Origin of the sequence: Streptomyces sp. NPDC085596, assembly GCF_044541565.1 — a bacterium.
Classification (GTDB): domain Bacteria; phylum Actinomycetota; class Actinomycetes; order Streptomycetales; family Streptomycetaceae; genus Streptomyces.
The window spans coordinates 603,535-619,840 of record NZ_JBITTC010000001.1 but is presented as its reverse complement, the minus strand read 5'-3'; the positions used below and the strand labels follow the sequence as shown (position 1 = coordinate 619,840).

15 protein-coding genes are annotated in these 16,306 nt (G+C 71.6%); 5 read left to right on the top strand and 10 right to left on the bottom strand.

The window, feature by feature from the left end:
• The 6 genes from mmsB to ACIGA3_RS02840 all read right to left on the bottom strand — a co-directional run bounded on the left by mmsB (window position 1) and on the right by ACIGA3_RS02840 (window position 7,216).
• Window positions 1–1,233, bottom strand: a complete 1,233-nt coding sequence (gene mmsB / locus ACIGA3_RS02865) for a multiple monosaccharide ABC transporter permease (protein ID WP_399709828.1) — start codon at window positions 1,231–1,233, stop codon at window positions 1–3.
• Entirely contained in the window at window positions 1,230–2,780 is a 1,551-nt protein-coding gene (gene mmsA / locus ACIGA3_RS02860; protein ID WP_399710773.1) for a multiple monosaccharide ABC transporter ATP-binding protein, read from the bottom strand. The genes mmsB and mmsA overlap by 4 nt, the downstream gene beginning before the upstream one ends.
• Window positions 2,781–2,812: 32 nt before the next feature.
• Window positions 2,813–3,931, bottom strand: a complete 1,119-nt coding sequence (chvE, locus tag ACIGA3_RS02855; RefSeq protein WP_399709825.1) for a multiple monosaccharide ABC transporter substrate-binding protein — start codon at window positions 3,929–3,931, stop codon at window positions 2,813–2,815.
• A gap of 88 nt (window positions 3,932–4,019) precedes the next feature.
• Window positions 4,020–4,985, bottom strand: coding sequence for a hypothetical protein (locus ACIGA3_RS02850; RefSeq protein WP_399709822.1), 966 nt, complete (start codon window positions 4,983–4,985; stop codon window positions 4,020–4,022).
• Between the two features lie 81 nt (window positions 4,986–5,066).
• On the bottom strand, window positions 5,067–6,062 hold the full coding sequence (locus tag ACIGA3_RS02845) for a zinc-binding dehydrogenase (RefSeq protein ID WP_399709819.1): 996 nt from the start codon (window positions 6,060–6,062) through the stop codon (window positions 5,067–5,069).
• Window positions 6,059–7,216 (bottom strand): mandelate racemase/muconate lactonizing enzyme family protein, encoded by a 1,158-nt coding sequence (locus ACIGA3_RS02840; protein WP_399709816.1) that lies wholly within the window; start codon window positions 7,214–7,216, stop codon window positions 6,059–6,061. Before ACIGA3_RS02840 ends, ACIGA3_RS02845 begins: the two co-directional genes overlap by 4 nt.
• 201 nt (window positions 7,217–7,417) lie before the next feature.
• Between ACIGA3_RS02840 and ACIGA3_RS02835 the strand changes: the two genes are divergently transcribed.
• Together ACIGA3_RS02835 and ACIGA3_RS02830 are read left to right on the top strand one after the other, a co-directional pair.
• Complete coding sequence (locus ACIGA3_RS02835) at window positions 7,418–8,260, top strand: hypothetical protein (RefSeq protein WP_399709813.1); 843 nt, start codon at window positions 7,418–7,420, stop codon at window positions 8,258–8,260.
• Window positions 8,261–8,430: 170 nt separating this feature from the next.
• The gene (locus ACIGA3_RS02830; protein ID WP_399709811.1) at window positions 8,431–9,588 is read left to right on the top strand and encodes a serine hydrolase domain-containing protein; all 1,158 of its coding nucleotides are present in this window, start codon (window positions 8,431–8,433) and stop codon (window positions 9,586–9,588) included.
• A 96-nt stretch (window positions 9,589–9,684) separates the two neighbouring features.
• Here ACIGA3_RS02830 and ACIGA3_RS02825 read toward each other — a convergent pair whose 3' ends face one another.
• Window positions 9,685–10,707: an NADP-dependent oxidoreductase gene (locus ACIGA3_RS02825; protein WP_399709808.1), complete on the bottom strand. Its 1,023-nt coding sequence runs from the start codon at window positions 10,705–10,707 to the stop codon at window positions 9,685–9,687.
• A gap of 102 nt (window positions 10,708–10,809) precedes the next feature.
• Between ACIGA3_RS02825 and ACIGA3_RS02820 the strand changes: the two genes are divergently transcribed.
• Together ACIGA3_RS02820 and ACIGA3_RS02815 are read left to right on the top strand one after the other, a co-directional pair.
• Window positions 10,810–11,262: a MarR family winged helix-turn-helix transcriptional regulator gene (locus ACIGA3_RS02820; RefSeq protein ID WP_399709805.1), complete on the top strand. Its 453-nt coding sequence runs from the start codon at window positions 10,810–10,812 to the stop codon at window positions 11,260–11,262.
• A 52-nt stretch (window positions 11,263–11,314) separates the two neighbouring features.
• Complete coding sequence (locus ACIGA3_RS02815; protein ID WP_399709802.1) at window positions 11,315–12,115, top strand: EI24 domain-containing protein; 801 nt, start codon at window positions 11,315–11,317, stop codon at window positions 12,113–12,115.
• 177 nt (window positions 12,116–12,292) lie between these two features.
• Here ACIGA3_RS02815 and ACIGA3_RS02810 read toward each other — a convergent pair whose 3' ends face one another.
• Both ACIGA3_RS02810 and ACIGA3_RS02805 read right to left on the bottom strand, forming a co-directional pair.
• The gene (locus ACIGA3_RS02810; protein WP_399709799.1) at window positions 12,293–13,264 is read right to left on the bottom strand and encodes an aldose epimerase family protein; all 972 of its coding nucleotides are present in this window, start codon (window positions 13,262–13,264) and stop codon (window positions 12,293–12,295) included.
• Window positions 13,265–13,279: 15 nt separating this feature from the next.
• A complete protein-coding gene (locus tag ACIGA3_RS02805; protein ID WP_399709796.1) occupies window positions 13,280–14,161 on the bottom strand; it encodes an SGNH/GDSL hydrolase family protein in 882 nt (293 codons plus the stop codon).
• A gap of 266 nt (window positions 14,162–14,427) precedes the next feature.
• Here ACIGA3_RS02805 and ACIGA3_RS02800 point away from each other — a divergent pair, with 266 nt between their 5' ends.
• Window positions 14,428–14,922 (top strand): DUF3145 domain-containing protein, encoded by a 495-nt coding sequence (locus tag ACIGA3_RS02800; RefSeq protein ID WP_350899801.1) that lies wholly within the window; start codon window positions 14,428–14,430, stop codon window positions 14,920–14,922.
• A gap of 68 nt (window positions 14,923–14,990) precedes the next feature.
• On the opposite strand, the gene fabF is transcribed toward ACIGA3_RS02800, so the two are convergent.
• Window positions 14,991–16,253, bottom strand: coding sequence for a beta-ketoacyl-ACP synthase II (gene fabF, locus ACIGA3_RS02795; RefSeq protein ID WP_399709792.1), 1,263 nt, complete (start codon window positions 16,251–16,253; stop codon window positions 14,991–14,993).
• Between the last annotated feature and the right edge of the window lie 53 nt (window positions 16,254–16,306).

Here is a 16,306-nt window from a genome sequence, read left to right as displayed (position 1 = left end):
TTACGCCCCCGACCTGCGCTTGTTCCACACGTCGAAGCCGACCGCCAGCAGCAGTGCGAGCCCCTTGATCACCTGCTGCCAGTCGGTGCCGACGCTCAGCAGGTTCATGCCGTTGTTCAGCACCCCGAGCACGAGCCCGCCGATGATCGCGCCGAGGACCGTGCCGACGCCGCCGCTCATGGAGGCCCCGCCGATGAACGACGAGGCGATGGCTTCCAGTTCGAAGTTGACGCCCGCCTTCGGCGAGGCCGCGTTCAGCCGGGCGGCGACCACCAGTCCGGCCAGCGCCGCGAGGACGCCCATGTTCAGGAAGACCAGGAAGGTGACCTTCTTGTCCTTCACCCCGGACAGTTTGGCCGCGGGCAGGTTGCCGCCGATCGCGTACACATGCCGGCCGAAGACCGCGTTGCGCATGACATAGCCGTAGCCGACGACCAGGGCGCCGAGGGCGATCAGGATGATCGGGGCGCCCTTGTAGCTGGCGAGCAGCAGGGTGAGGGCGAGGATCGCGGCGACCAATGCGGCCAGCTTCAGCGCGAACAGCCTGAGCGGCGGCACCTGGAGCGCGAACTCCCGTTGCCTGCGCCGCCCTTGGACCTCCTGCCAGACCACGGCCGCGATCAGGACCAGGCCCAGCAGCAGCGTCGGATTGTGGTAGTCGGTGTCGGGACCGAACGCGGGCAGGAAGCCGTTGCCGATCTTCTGGAGCCCCTCCGGGAACGGCCCCAGGGTCTGCCCCTGCAGCAGGATCTCCGTCAGCCCCCGGAACAGCAGCATCCCGGCGAGGGTCACGATGAACGACGGGATGCCCAGGTAGGCGATCAGATACCCCTGCACCGCCCCCGCCGCCGCGCCCACCAGCAGACACAGCACCAGCGCCAGCGGCCAGGGCACGTCGTGGCGGACGTTCAGCACGGCCAGGAACGCCCCGACGAACGCGGTCAGCGAGCCCACCGACAGATCGATGTGCCCGGAGATGATCACCAGCATCATCCCGATCGCCAGCACCAGGATGTAGCTGTTCTGGAGCACCAGGTTGGACACGTTGCGCGGCAGCAGCAGGTCCCCGTCGGTCCACACCGCGAACAGGACCACGATCAGACCGAGCGCGATCACCATCCCGTACTGGCGCATGTTGCGGCGCAGGCCGTCCAGCATCAGCCGGAGCACACCCGGCCCGGCGGGCGGGCCACCGCGCTCAGGCGGGGCCGGGGCCGTCACGTCCGCGCTCATGGCGTCACCTCTTCGTCCTTCGTCATCAGGCGCATGAGCGCTTCCTGCGTGGCCCCGGCCCGTGGCACCTCGCCGGTCAGCCGGCCGGCGGCCATGGTGTAGATCCGGTCGCACATGCCGAGCAGCTCGGGCAGTTCGGAGGAGATGAAGACGACCGCCCGGCCCTCGGCCGCGAGCCGGCCGATCACGGTGTAGATCTCGTACTTGGCGCCCACGTCGATGCCCCGCGTCGGCTCGTCCAGGATCAGCACGTCCGGGTCCGCGAAGATCCACTTGCTGAGGACGACCTTCTGCTGGTTGCCGCCGGACAGCCGGCCGACCGGTTCCAGCACGGTCGGCGCCTTGATGTTCATGGCGGTACGGAACCCCTCCGCCGCCCGCCGCTCGGCGTGCTCGTCCACGATCCCGCGCCGCGCCACCTTGCCGAGCGCGGTCAGCGAGACATTGCGGTGCACGGTGTCGATGAGGTTCAGCCCGTAGTGCTTGCGGTCCTCGGTGACGTACGCGATCCCGTGCCCGACCGCCTCCGCCACGGTCCGGGTACGGATCTCCCGGCCGTCCTTGAGTACCGTGCCGCCCGCGTACCGGCCGTAGGAGCGGCCGAACACGCTCATCGCCAGCTCGGTACGGCCCGCGCCCATCAGCCCGGCGATGCCGACGATCTCGCCCCGGCGCACCTCGATGGACACGTCGTCGACGACCTTGCGCTGCCGGTCGATGGGATGCCGTACGGTCCAGCCGCGCACCTCCAGCGCCGGAGCCGCACCCGACTCGGCCTGGTGCGGCGGGCGTTCGGGGAAGCGGTGGTCGAGGTCGCGGCCGACCATGCCCGCGATGATCCGCTCCTCGGTGGTCCCCGGCGCCCGCACGTCCAGCGTCTCCACCGAGCGGCCGTCGCGCAGCACGGTCACCGAGTCGGCGACCCGGCGGATCTCGTTCAGCTTGTGCGAGATCACGATGCAGGTGATGCCCTGGCCCTTCAACTCCAGGATGAGATCGAGGAGTTTGCCGCTGTCCTCGTCGTTCAGGGCCGCCGTCGGCTCGTCCAGGATCAGCAGCCGCACCGATTTCGCCAGCGCCTTGGCGATCTCCACCAACTGCTGCTTGCCGACCCCGATGTCCGCGACCCGGGTCTCCGGATGCTCGTCCAGACCGACCCGGCGCAGCAGCTTCGTGGCGTGCCGCAGGGTCTCGGTCCAGTCGATCAGACCGCGCCGGGCGTGCTCGTTGCCGAGGAACAGGTTCTCCGCGAGGGAGAGGTACGGCACCAGCGCCAGCTCCTGGTGGATGATGACGATGCCCTGCCGCTCGCTGGCCCGGATGTCCCGGAACCGGCACTCCTCGCCCTCGAAGCGCACCTCACCTTCGTAACTCCCGTACGGATGCACGCCGGAGAGCACCTTCATCAAGGTGGACTTCCCGGCGCCGTTCTCCCCGCAGATGGCGTGCACCTCGCCGGGCCGGACGGTCAGGGTGACGTCGGAGAGGGCCTTGACGCCGGGGAAGGTCTTGACGATCGAGCGCATTTCGAGCACGGGTCCCGCCAGGGCCGTGCCTTCCAAGTCCTGGGAGGAAGCCATCACTTGAGCTGGGACTCGGTGTAGTAGCCGCCGTCGACCAGCACCTCGCGGTAGTTGCCCTTGTCGACGCTGACCGGCTGGAGCAGATAGGCGGGCACGACCTTGGCGCCGTTGTCATAGGTCTTGGAGTCGTTGACCTCGGGCTTCTTGCCCTTGAGGGTGGCGTCCACCATGTTCGCGGCGACCTCGGCGAGCTTGCGGGTGTCCTTGTAGACCGTCTGCGTCTGCTCCCCGGCGATGATCGACTTCACCGAAGCCAGCTCCGCGTCCTGCCCGGTGACGACCGGCAGCGGCTTGCCCCGCGCGCCGTAACCGTCCGACTTCAGCGCGGACAGGATGCCGATGGAGATGCCGTCGTACGGCGAGAGCACCGCGTCGACCCGGCCGGAGCGGTAGGCGGAGGTGAGCACGTCCTCCATGCGGTGCTGGGCGGTCGTGCCGTCCCAGCGCAGGGTGGTGACCTGGTTGAGCGCGGTCTGCCCGGACCTCACCACGAGCTGCTTCTTGTCGATGTAGGGCTGGAGCACCTTCATCGCGCCGCCGAAGAAGTACTTGGTGTTGTTGTCGTCGTTGGACCCGGCGAACAGCTCGATCGAGAACGGGCCCTTCTTGCCGCTGTCCAGCCCCAACCGGTGCGTGATGTAGGTGCCTTGCAGCTCGCCGACCTTCTCGTTGTCGAAGGAGGCGTAGTAGTCGACGTGTCTGGTGCCGAGGATCAGCCGGTCATAGGCGATGACCGGGATGTGCGCGTCGGCGGCCTCCTGGAGCACGTTGTTCAGGGACTTGTTGTCGATCGCCGCGATGATCAGGCCCTTGACGCCCTGGGTGATGAGGTTCTCGATCTGGGCGACCTGGGTGTCCGGGTCGTCCTCGCCGTAGACCAGCTTGGTCTTGTACCCCTTGGCCCGCAGGTCCTTGACGACGTTGGCGCCGTCCGCGATCCAGCGCTCGGAGGACTTGGTGGGCATGGCGACGCCGATGGTGCCGCCCTTGGCGTCGCCGCCCTTCTCCTCAGCTCCGCCCTCACCGCTCTGCCCGCAGGCGGTCAGGGTGAGGGCGAGTACGGCACTCGCGGCGAAGGCGACTCTGCGGGGGCGTGCGGTGAACCGGTCGCGCATGGTGAACCGTCCTTGTTCGTCTCGGTGTTCGTCTCGGCGTCGAGCGGGTCGGGCCGTGCGGTGGTGCGGGGTCCTACGGGTCACGCGGTCATGCCGTCGGGAAGCGGTGCAGGGGGCCGGGAAGGCGGGTGCCGAGCGGGGCCATGCCGTGGTCGGCGCCGTGCCGGGCGAGCAGGTCCAGGGCCAGCCGGCCGCGCCGTACCCGCTCCCGCGCGGTGTCCAGGGCGACGCTCCTGAGGTGGGCGCCCCACGGGTAGATACCGGGCGCCCTGGACAGGCCGAACTTCAGATACAGCGGGGCGCCGCGCCGGATCAGCTCGGCCACCTCGTACATCCGCACCTGGCCGCCGAGGTCGTCCGGCGCCTCGATGTACATGTCCATGGGGGCGCCGGACACCCGGCGGATCTCGGTGAGATGGGCGAGGGTGAGATCGCCGGGCACGTTGATCGAGTCGGCGCCCAGTCGCTCGAACACCGCGTAGGAGACCGGGTTGACCGGGCCGATCAGCGCGGAGACCTTGAGCGTGGTGTCCGCCGGGAGCACCCCCGACTCCCGTGCCCGGTGCAGCGCCCACAGCACGCCCTCGTCGGCCACCAGCAGGCAGCGCACGCCCAGTTCGGTCGCGCGTACCGCGTCCTCGACACAGCCGGCCACCGCGTCGTGACCCCGGGCGCGCGGGCCGCCGCCGCGCGAGTCGGAGCGCACCGCGCCGCCGGTGTCCCAGGTGCCGCGCGGCCCGGTGAACAGACACAGCTCGATGCCGCGTTCACGGGTCGCCCCGGCCATCTCGGTGATCTCGGCGTCCGTGAGCATCCAGACGCCGCTGCCCTGGCTGATCCGGTGCACCGGCACGTCCAGCCGCTCCGCCTCGGCCAGCACGACGGCCAGCGCCTCGGGCCCCTCGCACGACGGGATCTCGGTACGCCAGCTGCCCCCGCCCGGAAAGCGGTGCGGGGAGGCGTCGGCCGGGTCGGGGGCGGGCGCGCCGAGACCCAGAGCGGCGAGCGCCTGCTCGCCGGGCCTGCGGACTGCCGGAGCGGAAAGGTCGGTCACGGGCTGCCTTTCGTGTTCGGTATGCCGGACAGGGTTCGGATCTTCGGGCGAGAGGACCCCTAGGGGGCACGTACGCGCAGGTCAGGGCAGCAGGAGCACCTTCCCCACCCCCGCCCCGGCCAGCCCGACCGCCCGCGCGAACTCGGTCAGCGGCAACCGGTGCGACACCAGGGGCAGCGGGTCCAGCAGTCCGGCGCCGAACAGCCGTACCGCGTGCGCCCAGGCGGCCGGGGGTGCCCCGAAGACCGTGCGCACCTCCAGCCGCCGTACGACGAGGCCGGCCGGGTCCAGGCCCGCCGCGCCCGGCGCCGGGATGCCGGTCAGCACCAGGCGCCCGCCGCGCCGGAGCAGGGCGGCGGCCGTACTCGCGGCTTCGGCGGAGCCCGCGGCCTCGATCACCACGTCATAGCCGCCGGGCAGGTCCGGGCCGCTCAGTGCGAAGCCGGTGGCACCGAACTCCTTTGCCAGTCCCTCGCGTTCGCGGTCGAGGCCGACCACCAGCAGCTCCCTCGGTGAGACCGCGGCGAGCAACCGTACGGCGAGCATCCCGAGCGTCCCGGTGCCGACCACCGCGACCCGCTCACCCGGCCGGGCGTCGGCCAGAAGGGCGGCGGCAGCGACACAGGCGGCGGGCTCCAGCAGGGCGGCCGCGGTGAGGTCGGCGTCGTCCGGCAGCGGGTGCAGCAGCCGGGCGGGCAGGGTGAGCGTAGGTGCCATCGCACCGGGGCGGGTGAAGCCGGTCTCCTCGTACCCCGCCTCGCACAGCGTCGTCTCGCCCGCGTGACAGCGTGCGCACACCTGGCAGTTGCGGAAGCCCTCGCCGACCACCTTGCGGCCGACCAGGTGCTCCGGCACCCCGGCGCCGACCGCGCGGACCGTCCCGGACCACTCATGGCCCGGCACCAGCGGGTAACGCACGTACTGCGCGGGCCGGTTGCCCCGGTACAGCTCGCGGTCGCTGCCGCAGACGCCGACCGCGTGCACCGCGACCAGGGCTTCGCCGGGGCCGGGCGCGCGAGGCGTGTGCGGCTCCAGCCGGTGCGTACCCGGTGCCTCGACCACCACCTGGACGCTCACCGGGCCCCCTTCGGCCGGCGTCGCTCCCAGCCCTCGGCCCACAGGTCGAACCGGGCCTGCTGCTGCGGGAATTCGGCCGCCGCGTCGGTGTCCAGCTCGACGCCGAGGCCGGGGGCGTCGGAGAGGTGGAAGTAGCCGTCGACCACCTCCGGGGCGCCCTTGACCACGGTCTTGATCTCGGCGTCCGCGAAGTCGTTGAAGTGCTCCAGGATCTTGAAGTTCGGTGTGCTGAAGCCGACTTGGAGCGAGGCGGCGGTGAGGACCGGACCGCCCACGTTGTGCGGGGCGAGCAGCATGTAGTGGGTCTCGGCGGTCGCGGCCAGCTTGCGGGTCTCCCAGATGCCGCCGATATGGCCGACGTCGGGCTGGAGGATGTCCGCCGCCTGGCTCTCGAACAGCTCGCGGAACTCGATCCGGTCGTGGACGCGTTCCCCGGTGGCGACCGGGATGTCCACTTTCGCGGCCACCTTCTCCAGCGCCTTGAGATTCTCCGGCGGCACCGGCTCCTCCAGCCACGCGGGGTCGAAGGGCGCCAGTTCACGGGCGAGTCGGATCGCGGTGGCGGGAGAGAAACGGCCGTGCATCTCCAGCATCAGCTCGGTGTCCGGCCCGATCGCGTCCCGTACGGCCTCGATCAGGGAGACGGCGTACCGGGTGCGCTCGTGGTCCAGCTCGAAGTGACCGGTGCCGAACGGGTCGATCTTCAGCGCCCGGTAGCCCCGCGCCACGACCGCGCGAGCCGCCTCGTGGTACGCCTCCGGGGTGCGCTCGGTGGTGTACCACCCGTTGGCGTACGCCTTGACCCGGTCGGTGACCTTCCCGCCGAGCAGCTGCCACACCGGCACGCCGAGCGCCTTGCCCTTGATGTCCCAGCAGGCCATCTCGACCACCGCGATCCCGGACATCACGATCTCGCCGGCCCGCCCGAAGTCGCCGTACTTCATCCGGCGCACCAGGTCCTCCACGGCGAACGGGTCCGAGCCCGCTATGTGGTTGGCCTCGGCCTCCCGCAGATAGCCGATCAGCGCGTCGGTGTGGCCGAGCATGCGGGTCTCCCCGACCCCGGTGAGCCCCTCGTCCGTGTGGACCTGCACATAGGTCAGATTGCGCCACGGTGTGCCGACCACATGGGTGCTGATTCCGGTGATACGCACGCCCGTCCACCCCTCGGTGTTCGAAATTTCGTCATGCGTTCGAAATGCTGGCGTGACAGTAGGGAGGGGGTGCGGGGGGTGTCAATGGGGCGAACACGTAACGGTTCCGGCACGAGGGCGCGGAGAACTTCCGGTCCCGCACCAAACCTTCACAGCGGCGCCTAGGAACGTGACCCGAGTGGAATCTAGTCTTCCCGCGTCATGGACTACTGCCAACCGTGCCGACGGCACCTCAACGGCGCCCTGGCCTGCCCCGGCTGCGGCACGCCCGCGCTGACAGCCGTCACGCCGGTCGCCACCGTCCCCGCGGGCACGGCGGCGGACCCCTACGGGCAGAGCACTCCCGCGGACCCCTACGGGCAGAACGCCCCGGCCGCCCCTTACGGGCAGGACGCCCCGGCCGCCCCCGAGCAGCCGAAGGTGCCCCGGCAGGCCGACCGGCGCGGCGCGTACGAGCCGCCTGCCGAGCCCGCCGCACCCGAGGACGCGTACGACGAGCCGGACCCCGCCGAAGCCCCGGACCCCGCCCCCGACGGCAGCCGCCGCGACCGCAAGGCCGCAGCACACCGCCGCCGCAGGCGCCGCACCCTCCTGGTGGTGACCGGGTTCGTGCTGGCGGCGGCCGCGCTGAGCCTCGCCGAACTCGGCACCGACGCGCCCTTCTCCTTCGACCGCCCCGCCGTCTCCGGCGACCCCTCCCCGGACGGCGGCGCGGCCTCCGTCTCCCCGGACCCGGCCGGCGCCCCGCTCACCAACGCCTCGCCCGGCGCGTCCGGCACCGGCAGCGCCTCGGCCTCCCCGTCGGACTCGCCCTCCGCGTCGCCGTCCAAGTCCGCCACGGAGAAGGCGTCCGAGTCCCCGACGACGGACCCCACCACCGACCGCCCGGCCACCACCCCCCGGAACCCCGCGAGCCCGGCCCCCGCCAACCCGGCTCCCGCCAAACCCACCCCCACCCCGACCACAGCCCCCACCACCTCCAGACCCACCCCCGAGCCCACCCCGACAAAGACCTGCGACCGCTTCCTGTGGTGGTGCAGTTAGGGCATGCCAGGCATCCGGTGACCTCCGGGAGCGCCCCGGCCATGACGTGTGGCCCCGTGGCGGTTGAGTCGAACAGGTGCATCTCGCCGTACACGACCTCGGAATGCGTCGGCCGGGCCCGGCGCCGTGCGAGGAGGAGCAGCGAGCAGCGGCTCAGTTGAGGAGAACGGATGAGGCAGAACAGCACCGTCCAGGGCACGGTCGCCGAGGGATTCGAGGCGGTACGCGAGGAGTTCACCGCCTTCGTCTCCGGTGAACAGCCGGACTACGAAGGCCAGTTGTGCGCCTATGTGGACGGCCGCCGGGTCGTCGACCTGTGGGCCGGCGAGGACGTCGACGGCGGCTCGCTGTACGGCGTCTTCTCCTCCACCAAGGGCGCCGCCCACCTGGTCGCGGCCCTGCTGGTCCAGGACGGCACCCTGGAACTGGACCGCAAAGTCACCTACTACTGGCCCGAGTTCGGCGTCGAGGGCAAGGGCGCCCTGACCCTGCGCGACCTGCTCGCGCACCGCGCCGGACTGGTCGGCACCGACACCGGCTTCAGCGCGGCCGAGCTGGCCGACGACCGCGCGCTCGCCGAACGCCTGGCCGACCAGCGCCCGTTCTGGCGCCCCGGCACCGCCTTCGGCTACCACGCGCTGACGATGGGCGCCCTCACCGGCGAGGTGGTCCGCCGGGCCACCGGCCACACCATCCAGGAGGTGTACGAGGAGCGGGTCCGCGCCCCCTACGGGCTGGACTTCCACCTCGGGCTGCCCGCCTCGCGCGAGCCCCGCTTCCGCGCCACCCGGCCGATGGTGCCCACCCCGGCCCAGCAGGCGGAGGCCGAGCTGCGCCGCAGCGGCCCGCACACCCTGCCGGCCATCGCCCTCAACCAGCACGCCCCGGACCCCACGGACCTGGAGTCGCTGCCGAACGACCGCGCCGTCCGCGCGAGCGGCCCCGCCTCCGTGGGCGGCGTCGCCTCGGCGCGCGGTCTGGCCGGGATGTACGCGGCGATGATCAGCGAGGTGGACGAGAAGGCACCGCTGCTCAAGAGCGACACCCTCGCGGAGTTCGGCCAGCCGCACTCGGTCGGCCACGACCTGGTGGGCCGCGCCCACCGGGTGTTCGGCCTCGGCTTCGAGTGCACGGCCGACGTCTGGCACCCGTTCCTCGGCGCGGGCACCGTCGGCCACAGCGGCGCGGCCGGCTCGCAGGCGTTCGCCGACCCGCGCAGTGGCCTCGCCTACGGCTACACCCGCCGCCGCTTCGCCCACCCCGGCGGCGCGGCCCCGGAGAACGACCGGCTGGCGGCCGCCGTGCACCGGGCGGCACTCGGCAGCTGAGCCGGGGCATGGCGGAGGCCGCACCCCACGTCCAGGGATGCGGCCTCCGTCAGGACCAACGAGCGGCACCGGACTTACGTCACCGGTGAGCCGGGATCAGAGCTTGACGATCATCTTCCCGGTGTTGTCGCCGCGCAGCACTCCGAGGAACGCCTCCAGCGTGTTCTGGATACCGTCCACGATCGTCTCGCGGTACTTCAGCTTGCCCGAGGCGACCCAGGGCCCGACCTCGCGGACGAACTCCGGCTGGAGGTCGTAGTGGTCGCCGACCAGGAAGCCCTCGATGCGGCCGCGGGTCTGGATCAGCCGGGTGAGGTTGTTCGGGCCGGGGGCGGGCTCGGTGTTGTTGTAGACCGAGATCGCGCCGCAGATGGCGATCCGGCCATGCAGGTTGAGCTCGCCGATGGCGGCCTGGAGGTGGTCGCCGCCGACGTTGTCGAAGTAGACGTCGATGCCGTCCGGGGCGGCCTCGCGGAGCTGCTCGCTCACCGGGCCGTCCTTGTAGTTGAACGCGGCGTCGAAGCCGTACTCCTCCACCAGCAGGCGCACCTTCTCGTCGGACCCGGCCGAGCCGATGACCCGCGAGGCGCCCTTCAGCTTCGCGAGCTGCCCGACCTGGCTGCCCACCGCTCCGGCGGCGCCGGAGACGAAGACGATGTCGCCCTCCTTGAACCCGGCGGTGCGCAGCAGACCGGCGTACGCGGTCAGGCCGGTCATGCCGAGCACCCCGAGGTACGTCGACAGCGGCGCGGCCTCCGGGTCGACCTTGACGGCCTTCTTCGCGTCCACCGCCGCGTACTCGCGCCAGCCGAGGAAGTGCAGCAGATGGTCACCGACCTCGATGCCGTCGACGTCGGAGGCGACGACCACGCCCACCGCGCCGCCCTCCATCGGCTCACCCAGCCCGAACGGGGCGGAGTAGGACTTCGCGGCACTCATCCGGCCCCGCATGTACGGGTCCACCGAGAGGTACTCGTTCCGCACGAGCACCTGGCCCTCGCCGGGCACCGGCATCGGCACCTCGACGAGCGCGAAGTCCTCGGGCTTCGGCCAGCCGACCGGACGGCGCAGCAGCTGCCACTCACGGCTCACGGCGGGAAGGGCGGGGGAGTCGGACATGGGGGGCGACCTTCTTCCTCAAAACGCTAAATGCTTCAGTACCTGAAACAACCATGCGCCTGAATATTTCATGATGTCAAGTAACCCGGTATCCTGGACGGCATGTCCACCCCGCCGCCGCGTCCCGCCGCGCACCACCGCGCCGCCGACCCCCTGACCATGGAGGTCGTCGAGCTGATCGGCGACGTCGTGGCCCGCTTCCACGCGGACTACGAGGAGGCCGCGGCCACCCACACGCTCACCGGACCGCAGGCCCGCCTGCTCAGCCTCCTCGCCCTTCAGCCGCTGCCCATGCGCAAGCTCGCCCACCGGCTCAAGTGCGAGCCGTCCAACGTGACCGGGATCGTGGACCGGCTGGAGGCGCGCGGCCTGGTCGAGCGCCGCCCCGACCCCACCGACCGCCGGATCAAGCTCGCCGCCGCCACCGACGAGGGCCTGCGGGTCGCCCGCGATCTGCGCGAGGGCCTGCGCTTCGCCCGCGAACCCCTCGCCGGCCTCTCCACCGCCGAACGCGCCTCCCTGCGCGACCTGCTGCGCCGCATGCTGGACGTCTGAAACCGCCCTCCGCCCGCCCGGCGCCCGCACCACGCCGGGTAAAGTCCCCGGCATGCGTGACTTCGGGGTGGGGTTCCGGCATCTCCTGGCCGGCCAGCGGTGGGTGGGCCGGCACGGACGGCAGTACGGCTTCGGGCTGCTGCCCGGCCTGATCACACTCGTCCTCTACACGGTGGCGCTGGTCGCGCTCGCCCTGTGGGGCACGGACGCCGTCTCCTGGGCGACCCCGTTCGCCGACGACTGGTCCAGCCCCTGGCAGGGCGTCTTCCGGGGCTTCCTCGCCGTCGTCCTGTTCGCCCTCGCCCTGCTGCTGGCCGTCCTCACCTTCACCGCGGCCACCCTGCTGATCGGCCAGCCCTTCTATGAGAGCCTGTCGGAGCGGACCGACGCCGACGTCTCGCCCGACGGCACCGCGCCCAGCTCCGACCGGCCCATGTGGCGCGAGCTGTGGATCTCCGCCCGGGACAGCCTGCGCATCCTGCTGCGCGCCTGCGTCTGGGGCGTCCTGCTCTTCGCGCTCGGTTTCCTGCCCGTCGTCGGCCAGACCGTCGTCCCGGTCATCGGCTTCTTCGTCACCGGGTTCTTCCTCACCGAGGAGCTGGCTGCCGTCGCCCTCCAGCGCCGGGGCGTCGACCTGCGCGCCCGCCTCACCCTGCTGCGCTCCCGCAAGATGCTCGCCTGGGGCTTCGGCGTCCCGCTGGGCCTCGCCTTCCTGGTCCCCGTCGTCGCGGTGTTCCTGATGCCCGGCGCGGTCGCCGGCGCCACCCTCCTCACCCGCGATCTCCTCGGCGAACCCCTCGCCGAGGAGGAAGCCGAGGAGCAGTCGGAGAGTGGCCGGCCGATCACCGCCTGAACCCCGCCCGGCGGCCAAGAAGGCGAACTCGTGGCGCGTGCGTGAAGGGTTCGTACGAGAACCCGCCCGGACCCCCGATCCGCGGCCCCGAGCCGCCCCACGCGCATTAACGTCGACACCAGCCCCGGTCCCGGAACCTGACACCTGGACCGGGGCTGAATACTGTCCGGGGTGTCGTTAGCGCGTCCCGAAGCCGTACACCGTCGCGGAGCGGTACACCTCGCCCGGCTCCAGCCGGGTGGTCGGGAAGTCCGGGCGGTTGGGCGAGTCCGGGAAGTGCTGCGTCTCCAGCGCCACCCCCTCGCCCGGCGCGAACGGAGCGCCCAGATGGTCGGCGGTGTACAGCTGAAGCCCCGGCTCGGTCGTCGCCACCGTCAGCACCCGCCCGGACGCCGGGTCGTACAGCTCGGCCACCTCCTCGGCCGCCGGCGTGACCCCCTTGTCCAGCACGTAGTTGTGGTCGTAGCCCGAGCCGATCTTGCGGGACGCGCGGAAGTCGAAGCGCGAGTCCGTCACGTCCAGCGGCTCGCCCACCGGGATCAGACCGTCGTCCACCGGCGTGTACCGCGAGGCGTCCAGCCGCAGCTCCTGACCGCCCGCGTGCCCCGAACCGCCCAGGTTCCAGTACGAGTGATTGGTGAGGTTCACGACCGTCGGCGCGTCCGTCACCGCCTCGTAGGCGATCCGCAGCGCGCCCCGCTCGTCCAGCGTGTACGTCGCGGAGACCTCCAGGCGCCCCGGAAAGCCCTCCTCGCCGTGCGGGCTGACCCGGCTCAGCCGCACCCCCTGCCCGACCGGCTCCACCTCCCACACGTACCGGTCGAAGCCGCGCTCACCGCCGTGCAGCGAGTTGGGCCCGTTGTTCTGCGCCAGCGCGTAGATCCGCCCGTCCAGCGGGAAGCGGCCGCCCGCGACGCGGTTGGCGTACCGGCCCACCAACGCGCCCAGATACGGCCCCGGATGGTCCACATAGCCCTCGACGGAGGGAAACCCCAGCACCACGTCCGCCGTGCGCCCCTCCCGGTCCGGCACCTCGACCGACTGCACGATCCCGCCGTACGACAGCACCCGGACCCGTACCCCACCGCGCTCGAGCGTCCAGCGGTGCACCGGGGTCCCGTCGGAAAGTGTGCCGAAAAGTTCGCCCATGTGGGAAACCTTAGGTCACGGTCTGCGCTCCGTGACCGTCCGGTACGCGATCTCGGCGAGCCTGGCCTGACCGTCACGGCTCGGGTGGAACCAGTCCCACCGGCTCAACTGCCCGGTGCCGAAGCGGTAGTCGAAGACCGCGTTGCCGTCGGAGCGGCAGCGCTCGTCCTTCGCGCACACCTCGGCCAGCACCGAGTTGTACGCCTCCACCCGCCGCTGGACCTCCTCCCGGCGCACCGTCGCCGCCTCGGTCAGATCGTCCGCGCCGCGCAGCATCGACGGGCAGATGCCCAGCTTCCACACCTCCTTGCCCAGCGGGTCGGCACGCCCCTCCGACCACAGCCGCAGCAGATTCGGCACGCTCGCCACGTACACCTGCGTCCTCGGCAGCTTCTCGCGCAGTGTGGCCATCGACCGCTCGAAGTCCCTGCGGAAGTCCGCCACCGGGGTCATCGTCGACACCGACCGACGGCAGGCGTCGTTGGCGCCCACCATCACCGTCACCAGCTCCGGCTCGCGCTTGGCCGCCTGCGCCATCTGGCCGGGCAGGTCCGCCATCCGGGCGCCGGTCACCGCGTAGTTCCAGCCGCGCTCGGCCGCCCCCTGCCTGCCCAGCAGCCGCACGGCCAGGCTGTCCACCGCCGTGTCGCCGCCGGTCGCCCAGGAGACGCTGGGGCAGTCCGAGAGCACCTGGCACGCGTCGAACCCGCGGGTGATGGAATCGCCCACCGCCGCGATCGAGTCCGGGCGCGCGTCCCACACCGGCGAGGGCCTCGCGGAGGGCCGGGACACGCCCGTACCCTCGCCACCGCCCCGGATGGAGTCACACCCCGTCGCCAGCACGGCCGCCGTCAGCACGGCGAGGACGGCCCGCGCCCGGTGGCCTGGTTTCCGCATCCCCGCAGGTCCCCTCGCTCGTCCGCGCACCGACCGCCGGTACGCCCACCCCGCACAACGCGCGAGGGTTCCCGTCCGGCCACGCTGGAACGGCACACCCCCGTACAAGCGTCCCCCTGGGTGAATGGCAGAGGATTCCTGGCACCGGGACCGACGGTACGTCACACTCCTTGCATCCCCGCAGGGTAGCCTCGCCATCAACGCGGCCGTCGCGTCACGGCCGCTCAGCCAGCCCGCAAGATGTCCCGCTCAGCCCGGAGGTTCCGGTGACGACACGTGGAGTTCTGTACGTGCACTCCGCGCCGCGCGCGTTGTGCCCGCATGTCGAGTGGGCCATCGCCGGGGTGCTGGGCACACGCGTCAGCCTGGACTGGATCAGGCAGCCCGCCGCTCCCGGCACCTGGCGCTCGGAGTTCTCCTGGCAGGGCGAGGCGGCCACCGCCTCCAAGCTCGCCTCCGCGCTGCGCGGCTGGCAGCTGCTCCGCTTCGAAGTCACCGCCGAGCCCTCCGCCGCCGCCGAGGGCGAGCGCTACAGCTGCACCCCCGAACTCGGCATCTTCCACGCCGTCACCGGCATCCACGGCGACATCCTCATCCCCGAGGACCGGCTGCGCGCCGCCCTCCAGCGCAGCAGACAGGGCGAGACCGACCTGGAGGCCGAGCTCTCCAAACTCCTCGGCAAGCCCTGGGACGACGAACTGGAAACCTTCCGCCACGCCGGCGAGGGCGCCCCGGTCCGCTGGCTCCACCAGGTGGTCTGAGGCGCCGTAACGTACCGGCACGCGAAAAGGCCCCCACCAGTTGGTGGGGGCCCTCTTCGTGCCTGGGGTCAGATGCTGCGGAACGCCAGCACCACGTTGTGGCCGCCGAAGCCGAACGAGTCGTTCAGCGCGGCGATGCGCCCCTCGGGCAGCTGACGCGGCTCGCCGACGACGACATCCGCGTTGACCTCGGCGTCCAGCTCGGTGACGTTGATGGTCGGCGGAGCCGTCCGGTTCACCAGCGCCAGGATGGACGCGACGGTCTCGATACCGCCCGCACCACCCAGCAGGTGACCCGTCATCGACTTGGTCGCGGAGATGGCCATGTGGTCGACGTCGTCGCCGAAGACCTTCCGCAGCGCCTTGATCTCCGCCACGTCACCCTGAGGCGTCGACGTGGCGTGCGCGTTCACGTGCACGATCTCCGCCGGCTTCAGGTCGGTGGAGTCCAGCAGGTTCTGCAGCGCCTGCGCGATGCCGTTGCCCGAGGGCTCCGGCTGCGTGATGTGGTGGCTGTCGGCGGAGATGCCCTGGCCGACCGCCTCGGCGTAGATCCGGGCGCCACGCGCCTTGGCGTGCTCCTCGGACTCCAGCACGATCACACCGGCGCCCTCACCGAGCACGAAGCCGTCGCGGCCCGAGTCGTAGGGGCGGGAGGCGCCCTCGGGGTCGTCGTTGTTCTTGGACATCGCCATCATGTTGCCGAAGGCGGCGATGGGAAGCGGGTGGATGGCGGCCTCGGTACCACCGGCCACGACCACGTCCGCACGACCGGTGCGGATCATCTCGATCGCGTACCCGATGGCCTCCGCGCCCGAGGCGCAGGCCGAGACCGGGGTGTGCACACCGGCACGCGCGCCCAGCTCGATACCGACGTTGGCCGCCGGCGAGTTGGGCATCAGCATCGGCACGGTGTGCGGGGAGACACGGCGTACGCCCTTCTCCTTCAGCACGTCGTACTGGTCCAGAAGGGTCGTCACGCCACCGATGCCGGAGGCGATGACCGCGCCCAGCCGGTCGGGGTTCACGGACTGGTCCTCACCGGCCTTGGCGGTGAAACCGGCGTCCTTCCAGGCTTCCTGAGCGGCGATCAGCGCGAACTGCGCGGACCGGTCCAGCTTGCGGGCCTGCGGCCGGGGGATGATCTCACCCGGCTCGACGGCGATCTGCGCGGCGATCTTGACCGGCAGCTCGGCCGCCCACTCCTGCTCCAGGCGGCTGACGCCGGACCGGCCGGCCAGCAGGGCCTCCCAGGTGGAAGCTGCGTCGCCACCCAGCGGTGTGGTTGCGCCGATACCGGTGACGACCACGGTGCGATTGGTCGGGCTCACGGGAATTCTTTCTCCAACAGATGCGGGATCTACGGCGCCACCGCCGGGTGGCG

Bases quoted from the DNA above. Each gene is read 5' to 3' on its own strand.
- mmsB (WP_399709828.1), bottom strand. From the start codon at position 1,233: ATGAGCGCGGACGTGACGGCCCCGGCCCCGCCTGAGCGCGGTGGCCCG.
- chvE (WP_399709825.1), bottom strand. From the start codon at position 3,931: ATGCGCGACCGGTTCACCGCACGCCCCCGCAGAGTCGCCTTCGCCGCG.
- ACIGA3_RS02835 (WP_399709813.1), top strand. From the start codon at position 7,418: ATGGACTACTGCCAACCGTGCCGACGGCACCTCAACGGCGCCCTGGCC.
- ACIGA3_RS02830 (WP_399709811.1), top strand. From the start codon at position 8,431: ATGAGGCAGAACAGCACCGTCCAGGGCACGGTCGCCGAGGGATTCGAG.
- ACIGA3_RS02825 (WP_399709808.1), bottom strand. From the start codon at position 10,707: ATGTCCGACTCCCCCGCCCTTCCCGCCGTGAGCCGTGAGTGGCAGCTG.
- ACIGA3_RS02820 (WP_399709805.1), top strand. From the start codon at position 10,810: ATGTCCACCCCGCCGCCGCGTCCCGCCGCGCACCACCGCGCCGCCGAC.
- ACIGA3_RS02815 (WP_399709802.1), top strand. From the start codon at position 11,315: ATGCGTGACTTCGGGGTGGGGTTCCGGCATCTCCTGGCCGGCCAGCGG.
- ACIGA3_RS02810 (WP_399709799.1), bottom strand. From the start codon at position 13,264: ATGGGCGAACTTTTCGGCACACTTTCCGACGGGACCCCGGTGCACCGC.
- ACIGA3_RS02805 (WP_399709796.1), bottom strand. From the start codon at position 14,161: ATGCGGAAACCAGGCCACCGGGCGCGGGCCGTCCTCGCCGTGCTGACG.